Origin of the sequence: Mesorhizobium sp. ORS 3428, assembly GCF_001854785.1 — a bacterium.
Lineage (GTDB): Bacteria > Pseudomonadota > Alphaproteobacteria > Rhizobiales > Rhizobiaceae > Mesorhizobium.
On the sequence record NZ_MDFL01000158.1, the window covers coordinates 1 to 22,682 of the forward strand.

A 22,682-nucleotide genomic window follows, 5' to 3' on the forward strand; every position below is an offset into this window, starting at 1 on the left:
GGCATCGGCCGTTTTTTTATCGATCAGATACCCCTGCAGGCTGTTCTTGATTAGGGTGCCGACGCGCGTCAGCTTTTCGTCGCCCCCTGATGCTTTCCAGAAAGTGTCGTGGAGCGGGACCCAGTGCACCGGATAGAAGGTCAGATCGCCGTTGGCCACAGCGGTATGTGCCAGTTGAACTTGAACTTGGGTGAGGTCCGCTACATCATAGCCGAGCTCCTTGAGGCCCTCATCCACGACAAATGTCTGGAATAGCTCTTCTGTCGCTCCGCTCCAGGCCGGCTTGACCTGATCTGCCATTGCCGGCAGGGCACAGCCGGCCATCACGGCTATGGCCAGCACCACGCATTTTGTCTTCATCGTTTCCTCCCTGTATGAGCAAATTGCTCAGCTTCTATGACTAGTTGTTATGGTGACGGCTCTGAGGAGCCCGACCGGACCTTGATGCCAGAGCTCGCCGGGCGTTCGCTTCTGTGTAGACAGCGAATGCGTGAAGCGATCGAGCACGATGGCCAGCGCGACGATGCCCAGGCCTCCGACTGTCGCCAAGCCCACGTCAAGGCGACCTATACCGCGCAGCACCGTCTGGCCCAGTCCTCCAACAGCGATCATCGAACCAATGACCACCATCGATAGCGACATCATCAGCGTCTGGTTAATGCCGGCCATGATGGTGGGTAGTGCAAGCGGCAGCTGAGCCTTCCACAGTAGCTGAAGCTCGGTCGCGCCGAAGGCACGCATGGCTTCAATCAACTCTTCCGGTACCTGCCGTATGCCGAGGTTCGTGAGGCGGATCAGCGGCGCGACCGCAAAAATCACCGTGACGATCACGCCCGGTACGTTACCGATGCCGAAGAGCATGACAATTGGAACCAGATAGACGAATGCCGGAATGGTTTRCATTCCGTCAAGGATCGGCCGCATGACCACAAACATCCGCTCGCTCCGCGCTGCCCAGATGCCGAGGGGAATCCCAAGCATCACTGCGACGGCTAGCGAAGTCAGCACAATCGAAAGCGTCGTCATAGCGTCCTGCCAGACCCCGATGAGCCCGATAAAGGCGAGAGCGCCGGCGACAACCCCGGCGACCTTMCGTCCGCCGAACTGCCAGGCTGCCAAGCCCGCGACGATGATCATCACCACCGGCGGGACAGAATGGAGCGCCAAGCCGAACCACTGCAGCAGCAGGTCGAAGGGCGCTTTGATCGATTGGAACAAAGGCCTGTAGTGGTCAACGACCCAGCGCAGCCCGATAGTCATCCAATCGGCAAGAGGGATTACCCCGCACTCAAAGGGGTCTAATATTCCGCACTTACTCATGTTGCTGTTCTCCAGAAGCTTTCTCGCTCGAAAACTGCTGCGCCAACAAAGGTCTTAGGGCATATCGTGGGGTCACGCTAAACTTAATGATAGACAATGTTTGCTCCGGTTTCTCCGGCGGATCAACGCGTCTGATGCGCTTAAGCGTAAAGGATTCTCGGAGACTGTGGCCGCTCGGGCCGACGGCTTCGAGTGCGTCCTCGAAATATTCGAATGATATACCTCTGCATGGCGTCGAGCGTCATTGTGTCTGGCGCGATTTCGAAACCCTGTGACGGATCGCGAGACGTCGTTTCAAAATGGGGAGGGGCTTTGGACATGAGGTCCATCACCATTTCGCCGTCAAGGCGAACACGGCGTTCATGGACATCTGTGCCTGCTTCTTTCCACTGCCTGATTGCCGTGTCTTCACTGAATTCGATCGCTATTTCGCGCAGGATAGTTAGGGAAGCTTGATAGATGGGCTCAAGCTGCTCAGCAGTGACCGCCCCCATCGGCCGGATGCCGCATTTAATAGTCGAGACGCGCGGCGTTCTTTTAGCCTCCCRTGCTGCAACGACCGAACACCGGCTTCCGCGGCGTCGAATTGCGGGAGTATCAGTGTCCATTCGAGCCTCACCCGCGACAGCGGAACGACCGRCATCCCGCACTAAACGTGGCTCCGCGGTCCAAGAAGGCGCCCCGGATCTGTATCTTTCTGATGATATGTGTCGCCAAACGCACTGAGAATGCGCAAAAGGTTTCGCCGGGCTTAAACACAGTTTATGTCCAATCCCTCGGGCGAAAGCTTTTGCGGACGAAGCCACGAAATGTGGTCACTTAAACTGCACAACCTTGGGGATCGTTCCGCTAATCCTCTCTTGCCGTTCGGACCTAGGGCACCGGCGGCATGGTGTGCTCGCACGATGGTCAAGTCGATCATCAGCCATTCCGGACCGGCTTCACGAGCCAACGTTCAAGCACGTCGTCCAAACACCCATCTCGATCCAGCAATAGTAGTTCCGCTTCAYCGAACCGTAATCGCCAAGCCGCTCCGGTAGGTCCCGCCATCGCCCAGCCGAACGCCCATCCACAGTAGGCGCGTCCAGGAATTTGCGATCATCCGTGCACGGCCCGCGTTTGCCCTGCGTGCCCGGGACAAAACCCTTTCGTTCCACTGGTCACCCCGAAGCGCGTCGCAGACCAACGGCGATCTCCAGGAAATCAGCGTTGAATCTGGAGGTTTCTGTGAGGGTCGCGAGCAGCGAGAGTACGACCGGAATGATACGGCGACCTAATAGACACCTGATTGAACTGAACCGCGGACCGCCGCTGCGAGCTGTGGGGATTTGATCGCGGCTATCAGTATTGATCGGGCTCGATGACTGACGGGCTCCGCCTCCCGCCGGCCCGTGACCGACGTCCGAAGGTGGGGCAGACGCACGGGGGGCAGTTCCGGACGGCGCTTGACAAACGCCACCATAGCAAGACCAAGCAGCGGACGAGTTCATCCGCTGCTTCCTGCTGCATCCGCTACTATGGCTTCCTTGTAAACGGCTAACGAGCCGCCAACCGACCGGAGGCCTGTCATCGACGGGCGGCCTGATGAGGCCGCTGTTTCGCTTGGCGCGGAGCCGGTAGCTGTCGCCGCGGATGGCTACGATAGGAAAGCACAGCTCGCATTTAGTGTCTCCCTGAGCTTCCAGCCTCACGGCATCGGCCTCTACCTTCATCCCAAGCATCAGCGGCCGTGTGGGAGCCACCCAATTGTGTATAAAGATCAATACCGCGCTGTCTATGATTTGTCGCAGAGAGAAAATGGCCCTAGTCGATGAGACTTGTAACAACCTCGGGATGCTCGTTTAACGTAAGAGAGATTTGAGCTGAAGAGAAGGGTCGCTAAGTGACGATGGTTCTACTCTCATACGACGCCCAATAAGCATGTCAGACACTCGAATATCTTTAGCGATCGAGCCGAGACTTCCAAAGCCGCACGCCCCAATCAAGCGATTTTTCCGATCCAGGTGAAATGACATGTAAGCGCCCTGGGTTGCTCGTTTTACTTCACTTACCGCCATGGTCGGGATCCCTGCGATCTGCAAGCTGCAGTCGAACTGATCTGACCAGAACCAGGGTACGGCGCTGTAGGTAATCGCAGCTCCCATCATATTCTTGGCCGCGACCTCTCCCTGGAGCCGAGCATTGGTCCATGTCTCAAGCCGAAAACGATGGTTTTCGAACAAAGGATGTGGAAATGAACAGCAATCGCCTGTAGCAAAGATACCCTCCTTTGACGTTTCCAGCCATTTATTGACGACAATGCCATTGTCGATTCTTAGGCCAGCGGCCTCCGCCAGAGCGATGTTTGGATTCGCCCCAATGCCAGCGATCACGAGATCTGCGCCAAAAGCGCCGCAGCCTTCGGTTTGGACAATGGACTGGCCTTCCTTGTGCTGGATCTCAGAAATTTTGACGCCACAGATTATTTGAACTCCTCCCTTAATGTGTCGATCGGCTATCAGCCCTGYGACGTGTTCTGGAACCCCACGCGTTAAAATCCTGGCGCCTGCTTCCAAAATGGTAACATGTTTACCTTTGCTGGCTGCGCTCGCCGCTATTTCCAGGCCGATGAAACCACCACCGACGACGATTATCTTCCGAGCTCCCGCAAGAGCTTCTCTGAGCCGAAGGGCATCGTCAAACTTGCGGAGCGTAAAAACCCTGGCCTTCTCTGCAAGCGGAACTGGCAGCATGCGTGGCTCGGCACCGAGGGCCAGCAAAAGCTTTGAGTATCCGACGGAACCCCCTGTCTTTAGGGTAATAAGATGCTTACCTGGCAAAATCTCGGCAACTGAGTTGCGCACAAGAGTGATGTTGGCTCTGACAAAGTCGGGCTTGGTGAACAAGAACACTAGCTGAAAGCGGTCGGCCAGCAGTTCCTTCGACAGCGGGGGCCGTTCATAGGGTAAATGAACTTCATCACCAATCAGCGTGATCGAGCCTTGCCAGCCGGCATTACGCAGCTCGAACGCTGCGGTAACGCCGCTCTGACCGGCTCCGATTATTACTATTCCGCTATCTGCCACACTAGGCTCCAGTTGGTACGGGCGCAGGCACATCGACCGAAGTCGTCCACAGATCCTCGACCGCCGCCTTGAGTGCGAGCGCCTCTTCCCAGCGGTCCGTCGTATCGTTTCCGTCTCGCCCGGTAATTGCGTAGGGTTTCGGCCCCAATTCGCAGGTGAAGCACAGTGTCGCATCAGGCTCGGYGCGTTCGCGCCAGCTCTGGATGCCGTACCGCCACCAGTCGAGAAAGAGGTCCAACCACATTTGGTGATGCGGAAAAGATATTTCGATCTGCACCTGCTCTCGGGAAGCGACCCTGCCGTGCAAGGCCCAACTGTTGTCGAGAACCCGACGGATCATTTTATGGTGTTCTGCGGAAACAGGCCAGGCAAATTCCCGCCCTACCAGAAAATGCGAGGGGTCGGCCAACAGAGGCAAGTCGGGCATTTCGTCCAGCAAGTCGAGCACGAAGTAAAGGTCGGTCGTCATCCTATCGCGGTGAGTTTCGATCAGGACGGGAAAATCGACCTGTTCTGCAAGCCGCCTCCAYCCTTCGATGATGCGGAGCGCCTCCGTGATCGTCCTCGGCCGGACGTCCGGCTGCAAGTCTAGATGATGAACGCCCATTTCCGTTGCCAGTTCGAGGCAGGGCTTTAGGTCATCCACAGTCGCGGGAAAGCACATCCCTTCAATGATCATCCCCTGGCCCCGCACGCAATCGGTAGTCCGCCTAACAACGCTAGCGTCGACACATTGCGTGCTTATGCCTACATAGCCAGCGTCCGCTATCATGGCTATGTTCGCCTCCAGCGAGCGCTCCGTCTCGTGGGTATGTCGGCGCTCCATCGCCCATATCGACTGAAGTACCGCCAGTTTCTGTACCAATCTTCCCTCCTCGGCGTAGAATGATCAGAAGACGACAACACTCCTGATCGACTTGCCCTCATGCATGAGGTCACAACCCTTGTTGATGTCCTCAAGCTTCAGCGTGTGGGTGATCATCGGGTCGATCTGAATCTTGCCTTCCATGTGCCAGTCGACGATCCTGGGCACGTCGGTGCGGCCGCGCGCGCCGCCGAAGGCGGTGCCCATCCAGGTGCGGCCGGTGACCAGCTGGAACGGCCTTGTCGCAATCTCCTGGCCGGCGCCGGCGACGCCGATGATGATCGACTTGCCCCAACCGCGATGCGAGGCTTCGAGCGCCTGGCGCATCACCTTGGTGTTGCCGGTGCAGTCGAAGGTGTAGTCGGCGCCGCCGATCTGGTCGGCGCCGCGCTTGGTCATGTTGACCAGGTAAGGGACGATGTCGCCGTCGATCTCCTTCGGATTGACGAAATGCGTCATGCCGAACTTCTCGCCCCAGGCCTTCTTGTCGTTGTTCAAATCGACGCCGATGATCATGTCGGCGCCGGCAAGGCGAAGCCCCTGGATGACGTTGAGGCCAATGCCGCCGAGGCCGAAGACCACCGCGGTGGCACCCTGCTCGACCTTGGCCGTGTTGATGACCGCGCCGATGCCGGTGGTGACGCCGCAGCCGATGTAGCAGATCTTGTCGAAGGGGGCGTCCGGGTTGACCTTGGCGACCGCGATCTCCGGTAGCACGGTGAAGTTGGAGAAGGTCGAGCAGCCCATGTAGTGGAACAGCTTCTTGCCATCGACCGAGAAGCGCGAGGTGCCGTCGGGCATCAGCCCTTGGCCTTGGGTGGCGCGGATGGCGGTGCACAGATTGGTCTTCCTCGACAGGCACGACGGGCACTGCCGGCATTCGGGCGTGTAGAGCGGGATGACATGGTCGCCCTTCCTGACCGAGGTCACGCCCTTGCCGACATCGACCACGATGCCGGCGCCCTCATGGCCGAGGATCGCGGGAAAGATGCCTTCCGGATCTGCGCCCGACAGCGTGAACTCGTCGGTGTGGCAGATGCCGGTCGCCTTGACCTCGACCAGCACATCGCGGGCGGCTACGGCAACGGCGGCACGAACGTTCATCGTGACCTCGCGTCTATGTGTAATCGAAAGGGCCGTTTCAAAGCCCTGCGGGACGACAGCGGCCGCCTCGCTTCGGTGGCTCTCGTGTGGTCAGGAAGACTGGCCTTCGCTCTGAGTCTTCTGCTGACGGCTCATGACGCGGCGGTTCATTTTTTCCATGGCCGCGGGGCTGCCGTCGTTAAACGTTCCGAACCAAGCGTCGACGTTCAGGATTCCCCCCCCGCCATAGTTGCACTCGAAATAGCGGTGATGGAGATAGTGGTAGTAGTCTTCCATCCGAATATCGATGCCGTCCTTGATGATAAATTTCTCAAAGCCGGTGTGGGTTTGAGATGGCGCGAGGCTGGTATGTACCAAGTGGAACATCGCATGGATCGGATGCGAGGGAACGATCCAGTGGATGAGGACACCCGAATAATAGACAATATGCTCGAATGGGTGCATGGACAGACCCGACCACGGACCGACGTTGACATTCGCGTGATGGACAGAATGYACCCACCGGTACAGGAACGGCCAGTGGATCGGTCGATGAACGAGGTAAAAATGAACATTCCGGAATAGAGGAATCGCAAACAAAACCGCCAAGCAGTAGACTGGATGTTTGTTGAACGACACGTAGGGAATGTATCCGTTGGCGAACATCCACCACGTCAGAACCTCGTAAGCAGTCCAGATCGGGACAGCGCTGGTGAAGGTCCAGAATAAATTATCCATAAGCTGATTCTTGAATAGGAAGTTTGGGTTATTCCGGGCAAGCCAGCGGCCATTATACTTGCGATCGAATCCCTGGCTCTTTTTGACGTAAAGGGGAACATGGAGGCAACTGACGAATACGATTAGTAGCATGCAATTGCGCGCGAATATGAAAGCGATCCATTCCCAGCTGAACGTCTTCATCGTTTCCATACTTGGAGTCAGGTAGACTAGAACAGGGACRGAAACCGCTATGTAGATCAGATTCCACGGTACGAGATAGAAGTAAAACCACTTCACGATTCCAATCGGACTGATCGGCCACAATTTCGGCGGCCATTGCAAGAAATGATCAGGTTGCCATTCGGTCCGCCGCTCCTTCTCTGCATTTCCTCTCTTCTTTCGAGTTGCCGCGAGATCGGTCGTTGCCATTGTTAACCCCGTTCATTTTTGTCTAGCTCTAGYGGATAGCGATGTAGATGCGCCCGCCCTCGACTTTGACCGGATGAGTTGTGAGATTAACGCAGACCGGCGGGCCCTTTATCTGGCCCGTCACATAGCTGAAACGGCCCATATGTTTGGGGCACTCGATCTCATCTCCCATGACCAAACCATCAGCGAGATGGACCCGTTCATGGGTGCAAAGTCCATCGGTTGCGTAATAGCGGTCGTCAGCAGACCGGTAGATCGCATAAGTCTTTCCGGCGTGATCGAATCGGATGACACCTTCTTCTTCAATGTCATTCACGCTGCAGGCCTCGGTCCAATTTTCCAGCATCAGYCCATTCCCGAATCTTCTAGCAAACTTGATCGGCCGAGCAAAGCAATCGAATACATGTTCACGAATATGGGACCTTGATCGTGTTGTTATTGATTGYTGCTCACGACGAGGTAACTCGCGCGGAAGTTACAGACCATTCTCTTGCGCACCTGGATTTCTTCTGCAATCTCTGTTGCTAGGTTAGCAGCGTAACCAAGCTTAACCAAGGTCTGTGCTGAACTCTAAACCCTAAAAAAATAAGCCAGCCGGTGAATGTCGCACAGATCGAAAAGATTCCGCTTGTTATAGACCTAGTTCATGTCGAACCTCGTCACTTGGATTCGCTCTTGGTCGAGGCATCTGCCCGAACGCTAAGTCCCTGCGGAGCCAGTGAACTCAATGTAACGCAACCGAGCTTTCGCACTCGGTCAAAGCATCAGAGAGCACGCGGGACGCCATTTGCCTGAGACAATCGATTGAGTCTAGCTGACCGAGGCGCGCACCTACGAGCTCCGCACCAGTGGACTGAATCTAACACTTCGTGCCCATGCTTGACGGCGGGATGATTTTTGTCCGGGTCCGCGGTCCAGGCGAAGGGTTTGGAGGTAGTGTCTCAGTTTGAAATTTGAGCGGCTACGAATCGCAGCCGACCGACTGTCGCGCCATGCGCCGAACTCCTATATGCTTACCGGAAAGCATTGGAGATTTGCATGAGCAAAAAGCGGTTCCTGACCGATGCCGAAAAGCGCCACGTCCATGATGTCCAAATGACAATCGAACAGGCCAGGTTTCCTGACCACAACATAAGGATTGTCGTGCAGCACGAGACGGACGATGACTGGAACCCGTTGTGGACCGTGACGAAGACAAGAGAGACGGAAAAGCCGTAATGCCCACCGGACCTAAAGGCCAGAAGCGACCAGCCGATGTAATCGGCAACGCCGTCCGCGTCATGCGCATTGCTACCGGCGAGGAAGCTGACGACGTGCCGGATGACGGCAAGAGCGCCGCCGCGAAAGAACTTGGTTCGAAGGGCGGAAAGAAGCGCGCCGCCAATATGTCACCGGAGCCGCGCGCTCAGATCGCTAAGAAGGCGGCGGAAAGCCGCTGGCGCAAATAGCCTAGATATCCATTTCGGTCTGTTGTCCGAAAATCCGTCGCACGTGCTTTTCATATTCGGCRCGATCATTCGAAACTTGGGCTATGCCAAGCAACTGGCCTAGATGCTGGCGAAGCGCCTTGACGCCAACCTCCGAAAGAAACTGATGCAGCTTTGCGCTTCGCTCCCGGCGCTCCGCCTTTGATGCGCGGGTCAATGCAAGGATATGGCCGCTGCTTTGAGCGAGCGGCCAGTAGACGTGGTTCACTGTCAGAAACTTGAAATACCAGGGGCGCCCCTTCTCAGGCACGGCGAGATCGTAGAGCCGATGCCACTGAGCATAAAGCTGGCTGGGAAATTCCGGCTCGTACTTCCTGGCTTCTTCCGCCACGTAGAGCTTGAAGGCGGCGATGACTTCTTCGGTACTCGGACTATAGCCGGCGACCGAATAAACGAAGTCCCTGATACCGAGCCGAGCCGATGCGCCGACGATAATATGAGCCTGACGCGCGATGGCGGCATATCGGTCGCCAAGCTGTTTCTCTGACGCGATGATCGCGTTGCAGATATCGATCAGCAACGAAGATTCGAAGCCGTGGACCGTTACCGCAGGCGTCCCGGCGCCGAGGTCGGACCATTGAAATTTAAGAGGATTTTCGACTTTTTCTTTTAGTTCGGCGCTGACGGCGCCGGACATCACTTGGTTGGCAAGAAAGCGAGGAAGAGCATTACCTCTTGAGGACAGTCCGAGCGCTCTTGCCATGCCGGTCTGGCTGATAACCGCAGTCTTCGCACCGTCGTCCAGAACGTAGCATTCGACATCGACGCCAAGTTCAGCTTGGAAATTGCCGCGATGGGTTGCTTTAACGCCCCACCTTGCCGCCGCCRCCTTCTTTGCAATAGCGGCGCGGGCTTCCGGGGACAGCGCCTCTCGGCGAGCGATGCCGCCTTTAGCGCGAGAGGCAAACAGGTCTTCACTCATGCAAGCATCTCCAGCTTCATCGATGCTTGCTTTTACCTTGAAACGCAGGCATTAAGCAAGCACGAAAAAATTGCTGATGCTTGCTATGCAGATGCTTGACACTAAGCATAAAAGTTCAGATTTTAGGGGCATGAATAAGCTGCCCCTGCAAACCCGCGTCCAAATCCTCTCGATGCTCTGTGAGGGTAGCTCGATGCGGTCGATCTCGCGAGTTGCCCGATGTGTCGATCAACACGGTTTCCAAGCTGTTGGTCGATGCCGGCAAGTTCTGCGCGGACCTGCACGACCGCGAAGTTCGCAACGTCACTTCCAAGCGTATCCAGTGCGATGAAATCTGGTCGTTTGTCGGCGTGAAGGCCAAGAACGTTTCGACCATGAAGCAGCCTGTCGAAGGCGCTGGGGACGTGTGGACCTGGACCGCTCTGGACAGCGACAGCAAGCTTATCGTGTCGTGGCTGGTCGGCGGTCGCGACGGCGAGTATGCGCTGGCCTTCATGGATGACGTTAAGGACCGTCTTGCGAACCGCGTCCAGCTTACGACCGACGGTCACCGCGCCTACCTCAATGYGGTCGAGGAAGCTTTTGGGGCCGACATCGATTACGCCATGCTGGTGAAGCAGTACGGCGAGCCGGAAAGCAACAAGTCGCCAGAGCGCCGCTAGAGCCGGGCCGTCTGCACGGGTGCCGTCAAGACGCGCGTTGAAGGTAACCCCGATCCGGAGCATGTCAGCACGTCGCATATCGAACGCGCCAATCTCACCATGCGCATGGCGAACCGTCGCTTCACCCGGCTTACCAACGCCTTCTCAAAGAAGTTCGACAACCACGTCCACATGGTCGCGATCTACACCGTCTGGTACAACTCCATCAAAATGCACAAGACGCTGAAAATGACGCCGGCCATGGCCGCTGGCGTTTCCAAGACGCTCTGGTCAATGGACGACCTTTGCGAGAAAATGGACGCCGTTGCACCTAGGCCGGGCAAGCGCGGACCTTACAAAAAGAAGGCCTAAAAAAGGAAAACCCCAGACACCGGGGCGCTGGGGTGGTCGCACYAACGCATTTGCACAGGAATATCCTTTCGCCAACCGACCACCAGCTATTGGTGGGCGCTCATCAAAGATCGGAATGCGCCGCAGAAGCACGTCTGGCGGTCCGAGATCATCCTGCTAGCACCGATGGCCTCGACACTGTCGAAATCATGCGGCAAACCGGCAATCCAAGACCTGCGTGTGGCGCTGGYGGGAGCGCTTCGCCGCGGAAGGTTTCGATCTGTTGCGCGACAAGACGCGATCTCGCGCATTCCGCGACCGGACGTGGCCGAGCGCGTGGCGGCGCCGACATTGAAAGACCAGCCGGCGAAACCGCGCACGGGACCGCCGACATTATCGCGCAAGCAGGCTGACAGCGCCAGCGCAGTCAGACGTATCTGGAAGGCGCATGGGTTGCAGCCAAACCGCTGGCGGCAGTTCAAGCTCTGCAGCGATTCGCACTTCGTCGACAAGCAGCGCGACGTGGTCGGCCTTTACGTCGACCCGCCGGTGCGCACGCCATCGTGCTTTCGGTCGATGAGAAAGGCCAGATCCAACCCTTCCGCCGGACCCGCCCGACCTGCCCATGAAGAAAGGCAGGCTCGGCACCATGACCCATGACTACAAGCGCAATGGCACGACCACGCAGTTCGCCGCCCAAGGGAGCCAATTCCTGGATTCGCTTGACAAAGGGGCCRCATTCCACGCGTCAGATATACGACAATGTCGGACAAGCAACATAGAATATTACTAACTTCGTGCGGTTATAACTAGGTTTCTCCGTTGGCACGCTACATGCGATGTCGCAGAAGCGGAGAGTGTTCTTATTGACTTCTGCTCATTACCGCTATCATGAGAACATCGTTCTCCTGGTTGCCGATTGCCGGCAAGTGATGCTTGACGAGGATTTGCCGGATGACTTTGGAGATCAAAGCAGGGCCCGTAACGGCCAAYCTCATCGAACAGGATGATTGGATTTGCTTAAGCAATAGGTCAGGCATGCCTTATGAGGTTGAAAGCCTTGCAAAATGGGCTGAAATATGCGCCGTKGGCGGGACAGCGATTGATGTCGGCGCCTATACTGGGCTGTTTTCCATAATCGCAGCTAAGCAGGGATGCCGCGTCATTGCCTTTGAACCGATGCAGACGCACGTAGCGCGTTGTCGAGATAATTTCCGCCTGAATAATGTYGAGGTCGAACTTCATAACGCTTGCGTTTCGGATGCTGTTGGCGATGCGGTGATCAAGTTCACCCCAAATGYGCCGTATCTGACATATGGCGCCAGCTTAATCCATTCGACCGAGAGCGGGGCGCGGAATGAAAGCAAACCGATTAATGTCCATTCGATGACGATCGACAGCCTCGGGTTGAATCAATGCACCGCGATCAAAATCGACGTGGAGCGCGCCGAGCCGATTGTACTTGCTGGTGCCCGCAATACCTTGAAGCGGCTAAAGCCTGTCCTTATAGTTGAGGTGATTGGCGAGGAGCAAAAGRCAGCCGTGCGCACCGCCGCTCCCGATTATAATGTTGCGGGCGAATTGGATGGCTGGAACTGGCTAATGGTGCCCAAGTAAAAGTATTCTCCGTTCTGCGTCCCCGACGATCAGGTGCTACACCTCCGCGTGATCAGATCGGAATTCATGCGCGCCATCGTCRGAATCCGCATCATCAGACCGTGATTGGGGTTGTTGAGGTCGAATAGCCGTTTCTAACGCTGTCGGACGAGGCGCCGGAGGCCTGGATGACCGCTAAGACCGAGYCTGCCCGCTGGTGCRCACCAAGTCAGCGCTGGATGGCTTTGTAACGACGGCGGTCACCGGGGGCGTCGTGTTTGCCAGCCTMGCCAGGATCCACAACTGGATTAACGAGACGCTGTTCCTTAGAGCGCAAAAAATTATCCGCAGCCATCCACAGATCAAATGGGATGGTAGAGGCTAGCTTGCGCCATCGGGCAGAAGGTGCCTCGACAACCGTTCGGTGCTCTACACCGACCTCCGCAGCTCATCTATGAACTGTTCCCGGCCAGGGGTAACGGCCGCATGGACGTTCCGTGGCGTCGATATGCGGACGGCTGTGAGCCACGAACGGCCTGACAGCGATGTAGGTGCGGAACTGAGATGAGGGCAGGCCCCTCGAAGCCGGTCGTCAGGGGCAGGCTTCAAACCGCCGCAAGCTGCTTCGGTCAAAAGCCGTGGTGGTGAGCGTTGCGGAAAAGGCGGGACGTGATCCCGTCAGGTAGGCTCAGAGAGGCGAGCGAAAGCGAACCGCTGATGACGTGTCGAAAGCGCATGGATGATGTCGAAACCGGGGGAAGTCGTTAGCCCGGGGCGGATGGCCTGATTGCTGCCAGACGGCATCCGGCGTGAAGGCGCGTGACTCGGAGCCAGGCTCTTGGGTGGAACGTGGGAACCTGTCGCCCCGATGCGAAGGGAAAAATCCAAGCAGGCGGTCCCTGCGAGGACGAAAGTACGCTATGCTTGGGTTCCTGATCTCGACATCAAGGCCTTCTTCGACAGCATCGAAACGGATCTGCTGATGCGGGCAGCGCGTAAGCATACGAATTGCCTGTGGGTGCTGCTTTACATCGAAAGATGGCGAAGCGCCAATGCAGCAGAGTGTGGATGGAAGCCTCATCGAGCGGGAAAGAGGGACACCGCACCTCCTTGCAATCTCTTTTTCTACTACGGTGCGTCAGGCCAAGCCTGATGCTTCCATCGGGCGAAATTCCGGCCCCAGCAAGGGGGAGAGCGGTTTCTTTGAGGTCGCGAGCAGCGAGAGTACGGCCGGAATGATGYGGCGACCTAATAGACACCTGGTTGAACTGAACCGCGGGCCGCCGCTGCGAGCTATGGGGATTTGATCGCGGCTATCAGTATTGCTCGGGCTCGATGACTGACTGGCTTGAAGCGAGGTTTGATATGCAGCCGGCCTTGCTCGCGGAGATCGGGGGCCACGGGGGGAGAACTGCGACCCGATGAACCTCTGGGCCCGATTGGGGCACAAAGCTTCGCCGCAGCCCAGAGACTCCGCCGTCATGAGGTGTTCCATGCGGCAAATGGCCTGCGGGGTAGCGAACCGCGAGCGAACATATATCCGCCGCAGCAAGGCAGACGTCTAACAACTTACCAGCGAGTTGATAATAGCGCGGGCGATAGTCGGCGGCGCTATGGGCCGGCTCAGGCGGAAGCCGCGTCGAGCAGTAGTCGGCACAGGGCGAGCTTGGTGGCTCGTTGGCCGTTTGCAAGGAAGTCATAAGTGGCGATGCGGTGTGAAAGCCATCGGGCAGGCTGTGCAGGAGAAAGCGGCGGATGAACTCGTCCGCTGCAAGAACATGGTCTTGCATTTCACCTCCTTCGGAATCCCAAGCCCTTAACCACGGCGTAGTGCTGATAGAGACCGGYGGCGTATTGTCGTTGGGCTCCACCTATCCAGACGCCTATGCGATAGGGATTTTGCGATCCGTCGCCGCAGGCAACAGTCAGCGAAAAATTGCTCCCATGAGTAGCTTTAAGCTCGACATGAAGCTGGTCTATGTCGGCAGCAATCTTTTCCGCGTATCAAGACACAGGGGTTCGGAATAAAGAGCGGGAGATTGCAATACAGGTCTRCGGCTAGGCCTGAGAACTGAATCATCCGATCAGGAAGGAGCGTTCAAATMGCGATTGCGGCGTGCTTTCTGGCGCATTTGGCTTACCCTCAATTTGCAAATAGCCGTTTGGACGGACAATTGAATGAAAGGTCCTCGACATGACTTTGCCTGACCAATTTAAGCGCACTGTAGTCATTGCAGTGGATTTACAAAATGACTGCATCGAACCCGATGGGGCATGGCCGATCTACAACCGTGAAGAGCTTCTGCGGTGTGCCAAGACAGCTCTCGATTCATGCCGTGCAGCGGGACTACCTGTTATCTATACACAGAACTGGTATGATCCCAGAGGAGTAGATACGCTCCGTCACGAAGCTTTGGACGGAGGCGGGCGGCCATCACATAGCGTCGGTCAGGCTGCTGAGATTCACGTGGACCTGAAACCGGAAGCGAGCGACCTCCTTGTTCGAAAGCAGCGTCCCAGCGCGTTCTATAATACGAATTTGGAGATTTTGCTGCGCCGTTTGAATGCGGACCATCTTATAATGTTCGGGGCCTGGAGCGAGGTTTGTTTGGAGACGACAGTGTGGGACGCGATTTCGCGCGACTACCGCATCACGATTGTCAAGGATGCCTGCGGCACCGCGACTGAACTGATGCATATGACTGCCATCCTTGATTTGGCCAACTGGCTTTATGCAGGCTCGGTGATCACCGCGGACAACCTCAAGAGGGCTCTGGAGGGTATGCCACACAACGCTTGGCGCTTCGATCGGCCGGCCGCATTTGCTTACACGCTTGAGAACGTTAAATCTCTCTACAACTCTCTTTGAGCGGTAGAAAGACGGCCTCTTAATTAGAAGCCTTCGAAGCTAACCGCCAGTGTCATCAGCCGATCTGGATGGGACGGAACTGGCCGTTCACACTGCTGCTGCAGAGGGAGGAACCGGTTCTAGCCAGGGGATACAGTTTTTCCGGGCTCCGTCATGTGGGAACCTTGGCGCGTCACGTTGTGTTCGCCGACCGCGTTGTTAAGGTTCATATGCGGCCACCACCTCCAGGGCGAGAAGCAATTACCTTGGGTACAGGTTGTGAACCTTGATATCAATCAGGTATATACCCGGCGTCGTCCTTTTGGTCTACGACAAATTCGAAATATAGTTTATTCGAAGCGAGTTAGGTGATCAGCGTTCAAAGGAATAGGTTCGCAGAGCGCGGATGAACTAGAATTAAGATTGTCTTCGGGCTCGCGTGCCGCGCCAAGCTGGGTCGGAGACAGGAGTCGAGTAGCCACATCGACAACGGTTGACCGGAGTAGACCAATTTGGAACACAACATAGAGGCGTCGATGTCTAATATCATGCCTGCTCCATTCGCGCGAAGCTTGTACTACAATATGGCTCGCATCAGGCAATTTGAGGACCGGGTCGTTGCCCTGGTCGATGACAACGAGATCGCTGGCGTATGTCACGAGTACAGCGGGCAAGAGGCGGTTGCTGTTGGTATTTGCGGCGCACTCACGAACTCCGACATCGTCACAAGTACCCATCGAGGGCATGGCCACACGCTGGCGAAGGGTGGCGACGTTGGCAGAATGTTTGCTGAGCTGCTCGCACGAACGGGCGGATACAATAAGGGTCGTGGCGGATCCATGCACATTGCTGACGTCGGGATTGGAATCTTCGGGGCGAATGGCATCGTTGGCGCTGGAGCCCCTATAGCCTGTGGCGCGGCTCACAAATTCAAAGCCGCTCGCGAAAACCGTGTTGCTGTTTCATTCTTCGGCGACGGAGCAATCAATCAAGGGGTGCTTCACGAAGCGATGAATCTCGCGGCGATTTGGGATCTTCCTGTCATTTTCGTTTGCGAAAACAATCAGTACGCAATTTCGACGCCTCTCAAAGCAGTTACAGTCTTAGATCCTTACGTTCGCGCCCAATCCTATGGAATGCCGGGCGTGTGCGTCGATGGCATGGACGTCGAGGCGGTTTATCACGCTGCTCTCATTGCTACGGRGCGCRCCCGGACCGGCAAAGGCCCAACGTTCATTGAGTGTCAGACTTATCGCTACTTTGGGCATTATACAGGCGAGCGTCACATGAAGATGAACTATCGATCTCAAGAGGAACTAGATCGCTGGAAGTTGCGGGACCCTATTAAGATTTGGGCAGCGCGTATGATGGAAAGTGGCTTGTGBGTTCAAGAAGACATCGAAGCTATCGATGCCGAGGTCAAGATTGAGATCGACCGAGGCGTCGAGTTCGCTAGGAGCAGCCCTCCACCGAACCAGACCGAGGCACTCGATTGCATGTATGCGGTGYCGTATCCGAACACTCCGGCGTGGGGAGCAGAGCCGTGAGACAGCTGAGATTTCTTCAGGCCATGAACGAGGCCTACCATCAGGCTATGGGGGCAGATGAGAGTGTCATGATCATCGGGGAGGACATTCGAGGTGGAATTCGTGGTGAGACGAAAGGCCTGCATGGCGCCTTCGGCGATCTCCGCGTACTCGACACGCCAATTTCCGAGGCAGCGTTCACGGGCTTCGCCACGGGGGCGGCTTTGRCCGGATTGCGCCCAATCGTTYAGTTCCAAGTYCCCTCGCTGATTTACGTCGCGTTCGACCAGCTGGTCAATCAAGCGGCGAAGMTGCGACTGATGTTAGGAGGTCAAGCAAATCTTCCAATCACTTACACGCTAATGGTATCTGGATCGCGGGGTGGAAACGCGGGCCAGCATTCAGACAATCCCTATCCATACCTTCTCCACGCTGGGTTCAAAGTTGTTTGCCCTTCGAATGCCTACGATGCCAAAGGCCTCATGATCCAGGCGATCCGAGAGGACGACCCGGTCGTTTTTATAGCATCGGCCATGTCGCTTCCGCAACGAGGCCCGGTGCCGGAGGAAATCTATGCCGTCCCTTTCGGCTGCAGTGACGTTAAGCGTGAAGGCTCCGATGTCACAGTCATCGCTATCGGGCATTTAGTGCCCGAGGCTCTAGCAGTCGCTGAGCGCCTCTCTCAGGAGAAAAATATTAGCGTCGAAGTGTGGGATCCTCGGTCTCTCTTGCCGCTTGACAGGGAGGGATTGTTGAAATCCGTCAAGAAAACTGGCCGCGTCGTAATCTACGACGACACGAACCGTACTTGTGGGTTCGCCGCCGAGTTGAGCGCAATAATAGGGGAGCAGGCGTTTTCATCTCTCAAGGCCCCGATTAAGCGTGTTACCCGAGCTGACGTTCCCATGCCGTTCAATCTTGCGCTCGAAGCCGCGGTTCTGCCGAAGCCGCAGCAGCTGGAAGACGCGATCTTATCCGTAAGGAGCTATGATCATGTTTGAGGTCCGTATCCCGAAGATGGGTGCATCGACTGTCGAGGTTGATCTTACGAAATGGTATGTTTCGGTCGGYAGCTCGGTCGTGCCGGGTCAGATTCTAGCTGAAGTGGAGTCGGAAAAGACCAACATTGAAATAGAGGCGGAGACTGCKGGCGTGGTTGCTGAGATCCTGGTTGATGAAGGGTCAGTGACGGAAGTCGGAACCGTTATCTGTCGCATCAACACCGAGCAATAAAATAGGGGYGGAGCGTGGGTTTCTTATTGCGGGAACGTCAGAGCTTTCCCAGGGTTGCATACCGGGGGCGCATTTTGGTGGCCTACGGCTGCACACCCACTTGATAGAGTATTCGGCGTCAACTGCAGGCTGCTCTAAGGATTAATTACGATGACACGAGCCAAGCGCTTCGAAGGCAAGACGGTTTTGATTACTGGTGGAGCTCGAGGTCAAGGTGCGGCGGAAGCCATCCAGATCGCATCAGAGGGAGGCCAGGTTGTCATTGGCGACATCCTTGACGAGCAGGGCAAACAACTCGCCGCGACTATCRGCGAAAATGCGTCGTACGTGCATCTCGACGTCAGTAGTGAGCAAGACTGGCGAAGCCTGATCCGCTGCCTGGAGGGAAAGAGGACGGGACTTCACGGTCTGGTCAACAACGCGGCAATTTATGAACCCTTGCCAATGACGGATTCGAGCGTCGCGTTGTTCGAAAAGCACTTCCGAGTGAACCAGTTGGGTTGCTTCCTCGGTATGCGGGAGGTCTCACCTCTCATCTCGACATCCGGCGGTGGCGCAATAGTCAACATCTCGTCCATCGCCGGGATGCGCGGAAGCCGAACTTGTATGGCCTATTCCGCGACGAAATGGGCCCTCCGGGGCATGACGAAATGCGCGGCCCTGGAGCTTGCGCCAGCAGGAATCCGCGTCAATTCTATTCACCCGGGATGGGTGGAAACGGAGATGCTGCTCGCCGAGGATTCGTCCGACAGAGAGCGCCAGTACGCGCTCATTCCACTCAAGCGGGCCGGCACGGTCGATGAGGTAGCCGACCTCGTTCTCTTCCTGCTCTCTAACGAGAGCCGCTACATTACCGGGGCGGAGATCGCGATCGACGGAGGACTATTGCTGTGAGCCATTTGGCCTAGCTCAACATGAGTTCATCACGAAAGATTTTCATCTTCGTACTCCAAGYAGGCAGCCCGAAACYGCAARGATATCTCAAAGGCACAGTAGAGCGATGCCTATCAACGTCAGAATGCCGGCTTTCGTTTCCGATATGGGAGCAGCCACGATTGAAAAATGGATGTTCAATGAGGGGGACGACATAAAGGCCGGAGATGTTTTGGYTCAAATCTCAAGCTGTGGCATTACTGGCCAGATCAAGGCCGCTGCGGGCGGTATTCTGAAAAGGATTGTCGTTCCCGAAGGCACTAATGGTCTAAAGGTCCGGGACCTGGTTGYCGTTCTTGCCACCACGACTAAAGCGGGTTGGGTTGCCGAATTGCCGGGGCAACGGTCCGACGCGCCTGGAGAGCCTGTTCCTGCAGCGTGGTCTGGAAGCAAAGATGCCTCGGACGACGCTGTTGTCAAGCTGTTTGAGGGCGGAACGTATGAACGCGTACCTCACGGCGGGATGCGAAGGACGATTGCACGTCGTCTGGTTACCTCGAAGCAAACCATTCCGCATTTCTATGTCGGCGTGGATTGCGAGATCGATGAGCTTCTGGAACTGCGCTCCCGACTCAACGATTCCGCGCTCACGGCCGCGGACGGACAGGCGATCTGCAAGTTGTCGGTCAATGACATGGTGATAAGAGCCCTCGCGCTTGCGCTGCGTGATGTTCCGGACGCAAATGTCTCCTGGACCGAGAACGCTATCCTTAGACACAAACATGTAGACATAGGAGTTGCGGTCTCGATCGTTGGCGGTCTGATCACGCCGATCATCCGCAAGGCTGAGCAGAAGACGCTTCAAGTCATCTCTGCCGAGATGAAGGACCTCGGCAAACGCGCCAAGGATCGCAAGCTAAAGCCTGAAGAGTATGAAGGCGGCACCACATCAATCTCGAACATGGGCATGATGGGGGTCAAAGAGTTCGCTGCCGTGATCAATCCCCCGCACGCTACGATTCTTGCAGTCGGTGCAGGCGAACAGCAGGTAGTGGTCAAGGACGGTGTAATGGCCATCGCAACGGTGATGAGGGTTACACTTTCCATCGATCATCGCTGTGTGGACGGCGCGCTCGGAGCAAAGCTGCTGCAGGTATTTAAGAGTTATATAGAAAATCCCAGGARCATGGTCGCCTGAGCAAAGTGGGTCTTCCGATTTAGCGATTAATGCGCGCGGTTATGGCCGCCGAAGGTATTGCACCGGGACATTCGCTTACGGGCTAACACTGCTACACACGCCTTCTATTGTTTGACATTTCGCCAGCCATAGGACTCCGTTCGGAATGGTTGATCGTATTCGCAAACTTGGGTGTGAGCGGATGGATATAAGCTGGGTTTAAGGCCAGCGAAACCTTTTGCGCATTCTCATACAAATTGCAGGCGCCTACCATCGCACGACAACTGAGTAGGYCGCCTATCGCCTATCCCAGGCAGGGGGGTTCTGCGGCAGAATGTTGGTCACCTATCGCGCGCGGCTTGGACAATGTCGTATGCGTGTCGCGAACGCCTTTTCAGGTGATGGTAATCGGCAGACGTGGAGCAGACCGGCAAAAGCAACAACGGGCGTCACGCGTATACGGATCATGGTCGCGGCCAATATGAGTGGCGCACGCCAAACTTGGATCAAAGGCAGCATGGATTATCTGAAGAAATTCGACCTGTCCGGCAAGCGTGCAATCGTAACGGGGGCGGGGCGCGGTATCGGGCTTGAAATCGCTCACGCTCTCGGCCAAGCGGGCGCCGCAATCGTCGTTGCGGACTTAGACGCAGATAGCGCTGCTGCCGCTGGGGCCAAACTCGGATCATGCGGTGTCGTGGCAAGTCATCGAGCCATCGATGTGGCAAAGCCGGAGGCCGTTACGGCTCTCGCCGACGAACTGAATGCCGAACAGCCGATCGATGTCCTAGTCAACAATGCCGGTATAGCTCGGATAGCCGAGGCTCTCGATACTTCCGACGCGGACTGGTTGGCAACGATGCGCGTCAATTCGGATGCGGCATTTTGGTGTGCGAGGGCCTTTGGTCGGCACATGATCAGCCGTCGCTGCGGTAACATCGTGAACATCGGATCAATGTGCGGCACGATCGTGACACAGCCACAGAACAACACCGCCTATATAACCAGCAAGGGCGCCATTCACATGATGACAAAGTCGCTGGCCTGTGCCTGGGCAAAGCATAATGTTCGGGTCAATGCGGTGGCTCCAGGCTATGTGACCACCGAGATGACAATTTCCCCGAAGACCGAAAACCCCTTTCAGTATGAGCGATGGTTAGAGCAGACTCCGCTTGGAAGATTGGGCGAGTCGCATGAAGTTGCAGCTGCGGTCCTGTTTCTTGCTAGTCCAGCATCGAGCTATTGCACGGRAGCCATCCTGRCCGTTGATGGYGGCTATACGTGTATGTGAGCGATGGGCGTTGCATTGGAAATATTCGTCACGATCACGCAACGTCCAAGCTCAGGTGGGAATATGGAACTGGACACTCTTCCGAACGCTTCGAGGAGCTGAACCGCTAACTCTCCATGACAAGTCCAACGAGTGGGCAAAGGTCTGCCAAAAGGTGGGAGATTATGGAGGATTCTGCCGCATTCCCGTTCCTAACTATTGAGAACAATCCATTCGTGTATCGGGCGACGCAAATGAAGGCGGCGATGYGCCGGATGGAACCCCGCTATATGTCGATTTCCAGCCGACTTAAACTCGATCGATCGGACCCGGGACCGTGTGGATCTATCTACTGAAACGCGTTCTCCTCGCGCTGGCAATTACGATAATCGCGGTGACGCTTGTGTTCATGATGATCCATGCGGTGCCTGGYGACCCAGCCGTTGCTCTGCTGGGTCCCCGCGCCACGCCTGAAATGATAGAACAGCTTCATCGGGAAATGGGGCTGGATAAGCCGCTTGCCGTGCAGATTGTCATCTTCTTCGAGGGGCTGCTCCAAGGCAATCTTGGTTTTGATATGTCGAGTCGACGTCCTGTTGCCGATATAATTTTCGAGCAACTTCCTTACACCATCGAACTAATCTTCGTCTCCATCTCGTGGGCGGTGGCGATTGCCGTGCCGCTCGGTTGTTACTCGGCCATGAGGCCTAACTCCATCGTGGACCAGATCCTCGGGATCATGGCGGTCGCCGCGATCGCAATTCCGTCTTTCGTCGTGGCTGTCTATGCGCTCCTGATCTTYGCAGTCACTCTCCATTGGTTACCAGCAGTAGGAGCCGGAGAGGGCTTTTTTGACGGTCTTGTCCATCTCATTCTGCCAGCTTTCGCCGTCGGGATCGGCTGGGTTGGGTATATCTCCCGACTGGTACGGGCTTCCATGATGGAGACCTTGAGTGAAAACCATGTGCGAATGGCCCGTTCCTTCGGCATTTCAGAGTGGCGCATTGTTTCGCGCTACGCGCTACCGCTTGCAATTTTGCCGACAGTGACGATCCTCGGCGTGGGCATAGCGTGGTTGCTGTCGACAGCTGTCTTTATCGAAGTGGTTTTCGCTAGGCCGGGCATCGGTGCCTTGATTGTGCAGGCGGTCAACACCCGTAACTATGCAGTCGTAATAGGGGCGGTGCTTGTCACGACGGTTCTCATTGTCTTCGCGACAACGGTGTCCGATCTGATTGCGGCCGCTCTTGATCCTCGAACCCGCGAGAAACTTTAG

20 protein-coding genes and 4 pseudogenes are annotated in these 22,682 nt (G+C 56.3%); 13 read left to right on the forward strand and 11 right to left on the reverse strand.

Annotation, left to right across the window (positions count from 1 at the left end):
- The 9 genes and pseudogenes from ORS3428_RS26325 to ORS3428_RS31875 form a co-directional block, all read right to left on the reverse strand.
- Positions 1-360 (reverse strand): glycine betaine ABC transporter substrate-binding protein (locus ORS3428_RS26325; protein WP_274534826.1); only part of this gene is annotated, 360 nt, incomplete at its 3' end.
- A 27-nt stretch (positions 361-387) separates the two neighbouring features.
- On the reverse strand, positions 388-1,260 hold the full coding sequence (locus ORS3428_RS26330; RefSeq protein ID WP_244508108.1) for an ABC transporter permease: 873 nt from the start codon (positions 1,258-1,260) through the stop codon (positions 388-390).
- Between the two features lie 200 nt (positions 1,261-1,460).
- Positions 1,461-1,928, reverse strand: a complete 468-nt coding sequence (locus tag ORS3428_RS34505; RefSeq protein WP_083355300.1) for a trimethylamine methyltransferase family protein — start codon at positions 1,926-1,928, stop codon at positions 1,461-1,463.
- 254 nt (positions 1,929-2,182) lie between these two features.
- Positions 2,183-2,506 (reverse strand): annotated as a pseudogene (locus ORS3428_RS34130) (IS5/IS1182 family transposase); the annotation flags it as partial.
- A gap of 655 nt (positions 2,507-3,161) precedes the next feature.
- On the reverse strand, positions 3,162-4,385 hold the full coding sequence (locus ORS3428_RS26340) for an NAD(P)/FAD-dependent oxidoreductase (protein WP_172833737.1): 1,224 nt from the start codon (positions 4,383-4,385) through the stop codon (positions 3,162-3,164).
- 1 nt (position 4,386) lies between these two features.
- Entirely contained in the window at positions 4,387-5,211 is an 825-nt protein-coding gene (locus tag ORS3428_RS26345) for a sugar phosphate isomerase/epimerase family protein (protein ID WP_201788342.1), read from the reverse strand.
- A 63-nt stretch (positions 5,212-5,274) separates the two neighbouring features.
- The gene (locus ORS3428_RS26350; RefSeq protein WP_071101212.1) at positions 5,275-6,354 is read right to left on the reverse strand and encodes an S-(hydroxymethyl)glutathione dehydrogenase/class III alcohol dehydrogenase; all 1,080 of its coding nucleotides are present in this window, start codon (positions 6,352-6,354) and stop codon (positions 5,275-5,277) included.
- A gap of 90 nt (positions 6,355-6,444) precedes the next feature.
- Positions 6,445-7,482 carry a sterol desaturase family protein gene (locus ORS3428_RS26355; RefSeq protein ID WP_083355303.1) on the reverse strand — a complete coding sequence of 346 codons (1,038 nt, stop codon included), beginning with the start codon at positions 7,480-7,482 and terminating at the stop codon, positions 6,445-6,447.
- Between the two features lie 28 nt (positions 7,483-7,510).
- Positions 7,511-7,828, reverse strand: a complete 318-nt coding sequence (locus ORS3428_RS31875; RefSeq protein WP_083355304.1) for a MocE family 2Fe-2S type ferredoxin — start codon at positions 7,826-7,828, stop codon at positions 7,511-7,513.
- A gap of 692 nt (positions 7,829-8,520) precedes the next feature.
- Here ORS3428_RS31875 and ORS3428_RS26365 point away from each other — a divergent pair.
- Positions 8,521-8,700 carry a hypothetical protein gene (locus tag ORS3428_RS26365; RefSeq protein ID WP_071101214.1) on the forward strand — a complete coding sequence of 60 codons (180 nt, stop codon included), beginning with the start codon at positions 8,521-8,523 and terminating at the stop codon, positions 8,698-8,700.
- Complete coding sequence (locus tag ORS3428_RS26370) at positions 8,661-8,930, forward strand: RNA-binding protein (RefSeq protein WP_244508109.1); 270 nt, start codon at positions 8,661-8,663, stop codon at positions 8,928-8,930. Before ORS3428_RS26365 ends, ORS3428_RS26370 begins: the two co-directional genes overlap by 40 nt.
- A gap of 1 nt (position 8,931) precedes the next feature.
- On the opposite strand, the gene ORS3428_RS26375 is transcribed toward ORS3428_RS26370, so the two are convergent.
- Positions 8,932-9,891, reverse strand: coding sequence for a P63C domain-containing protein (locus ORS3428_RS26375; RefSeq protein WP_071101216.1), 960 nt, complete (start codon positions 9,889-9,891; stop codon positions 8,932-8,934).
- A gap of 130 nt (positions 9,892-10,021) precedes the next feature.
- Between ORS3428_RS26375 and ORS3428_RS26380 the strand changes: the two are divergent.
- The 3 genes and pseudogenes from ORS3428_RS26380 to ORS3428_RS26385 all read left to right on the forward strand — a co-directional run bounded on the left by ORS3428_RS26380 (position 10,022) and on the right by ORS3428_RS26385 (position 12,500).
- A pseudogene (locus ORS3428_RS26380) lies at positions 10,022-10,904 on the forward strand (IS1 family transposase).
- A gap of 48 nt (positions 10,905-10,952) precedes the next feature.
- Positions 10,953-11,580 (forward strand): annotated as a pseudogene (locus tag ORS3428_RS34135) (helix-turn-helix domain-containing protein); the annotation flags it as partial.
- A gap of 257 nt (positions 11,581-11,837) precedes the next feature.
- Complete coding sequence (locus ORS3428_RS26385; RefSeq protein WP_083355305.1) at positions 11,838-12,500, forward strand: FkbM family methyltransferase; 663 nt, start codon at positions 11,838-11,840, stop codon at positions 12,498-12,500.
- A gap of 1,458 nt (positions 12,501-13,958) precedes the next feature.
- On the opposite strand, the pseudogene ORS3428_RS34140 reads toward ORS3428_RS26385, so the two are convergent.
- Positions 13,959-14,254, reverse strand: a pseudogene (locus tag ORS3428_RS34140) (transposase); the annotation flags it as partial.
- A gap of 419 nt (positions 14,255-14,673) precedes the next feature.
- Between ORS3428_RS34140 and ORS3428_RS31885 the strand changes: the two are divergent.
- The 8 genes from ORS3428_RS31885 (at position 14,674) to ORS3428_RS26425 (ending at position 22,682) form a co-directional block, all read left to right on the forward strand.
- Positions 14,674-15,348 carry a cysteine hydrolase family protein gene (locus ORS3428_RS31885; RefSeq protein ID WP_083355306.1) on the forward strand — a complete coding sequence of 225 codons (675 nt, stop codon included), beginning with the start codon at positions 14,674-14,676 and terminating at the stop codon, positions 15,346-15,348.
- 515 nt (positions 15,349-15,863) lie between these two features.
- Complete coding sequence (locus tag ORS3428_RS26395) at positions 15,864-16,874, forward strand: thiamine pyrophosphate-dependent dehydrogenase E1 component subunit alpha (RefSeq protein ID WP_201788341.1); 1,011 nt, start codon at positions 15,864-15,866, stop codon at positions 16,872-16,874.
- A 23-nt stretch (positions 16,875-16,897) separates the two neighbouring features.
- Positions 16,898-17,854: an alpha-ketoacid dehydrogenase subunit beta gene (locus ORS3428_RS26400; protein WP_071101219.1), complete on the forward strand. Its 957-nt coding sequence runs from the start codon at positions 16,898-16,900 to the stop codon at positions 17,852-17,854.
- Positions 17,847-18,086, forward strand: coding sequence for a biotin/lipoyl-containing protein (locus tag ORS3428_RS26405; RefSeq protein WP_157895994.1), 240 nt, complete (start codon positions 17,847-17,849; stop codon positions 18,084-18,086). Before ORS3428_RS26400 ends, ORS3428_RS26405 begins: the two co-directional genes overlap by 8 nt.
- Before the next feature lie 150 nt (positions 18,087-18,236).
- Positions 18,237-18,980, forward strand: a complete 744-nt coding sequence (locus tag ORS3428_RS26410; protein WP_071101221.1) for an SDR family NAD(P)-dependent oxidoreductase — start codon at positions 18,237-18,239, stop codon at positions 18,978-18,980.
- Positions 18,981-19,086: 106 nt separating this feature from the next.
- Positions 19,087-20,157 (forward strand): 2-oxo acid dehydrogenase subunit E2, encoded by a 1,071-nt coding sequence (locus ORS3428_RS26415; protein ID WP_071101222.1) that lies wholly within the window; start codon positions 19,087-19,089, stop codon positions 20,155-20,157.
- Positions 20,158-20,509: 352 nt separating this feature from the next.
- Positions 20,510-21,427 carry an SDR family NAD(P)-dependent oxidoreductase gene (locus ORS3428_RS26420; RefSeq protein WP_244508111.1) on the forward strand — a complete coding sequence of 306 codons (918 nt, stop codon included), beginning with the start codon at positions 20,510-20,512 and terminating at the stop codon, positions 21,425-21,427.
- 316 nt (positions 21,428-21,743) lie between these two features.
- A complete protein-coding gene (locus ORS3428_RS26425; RefSeq protein ID WP_071101224.1) occupies positions 21,744-22,682 on the forward strand; it encodes an ABC transporter permease in 939 nt (312 codons plus the stop codon).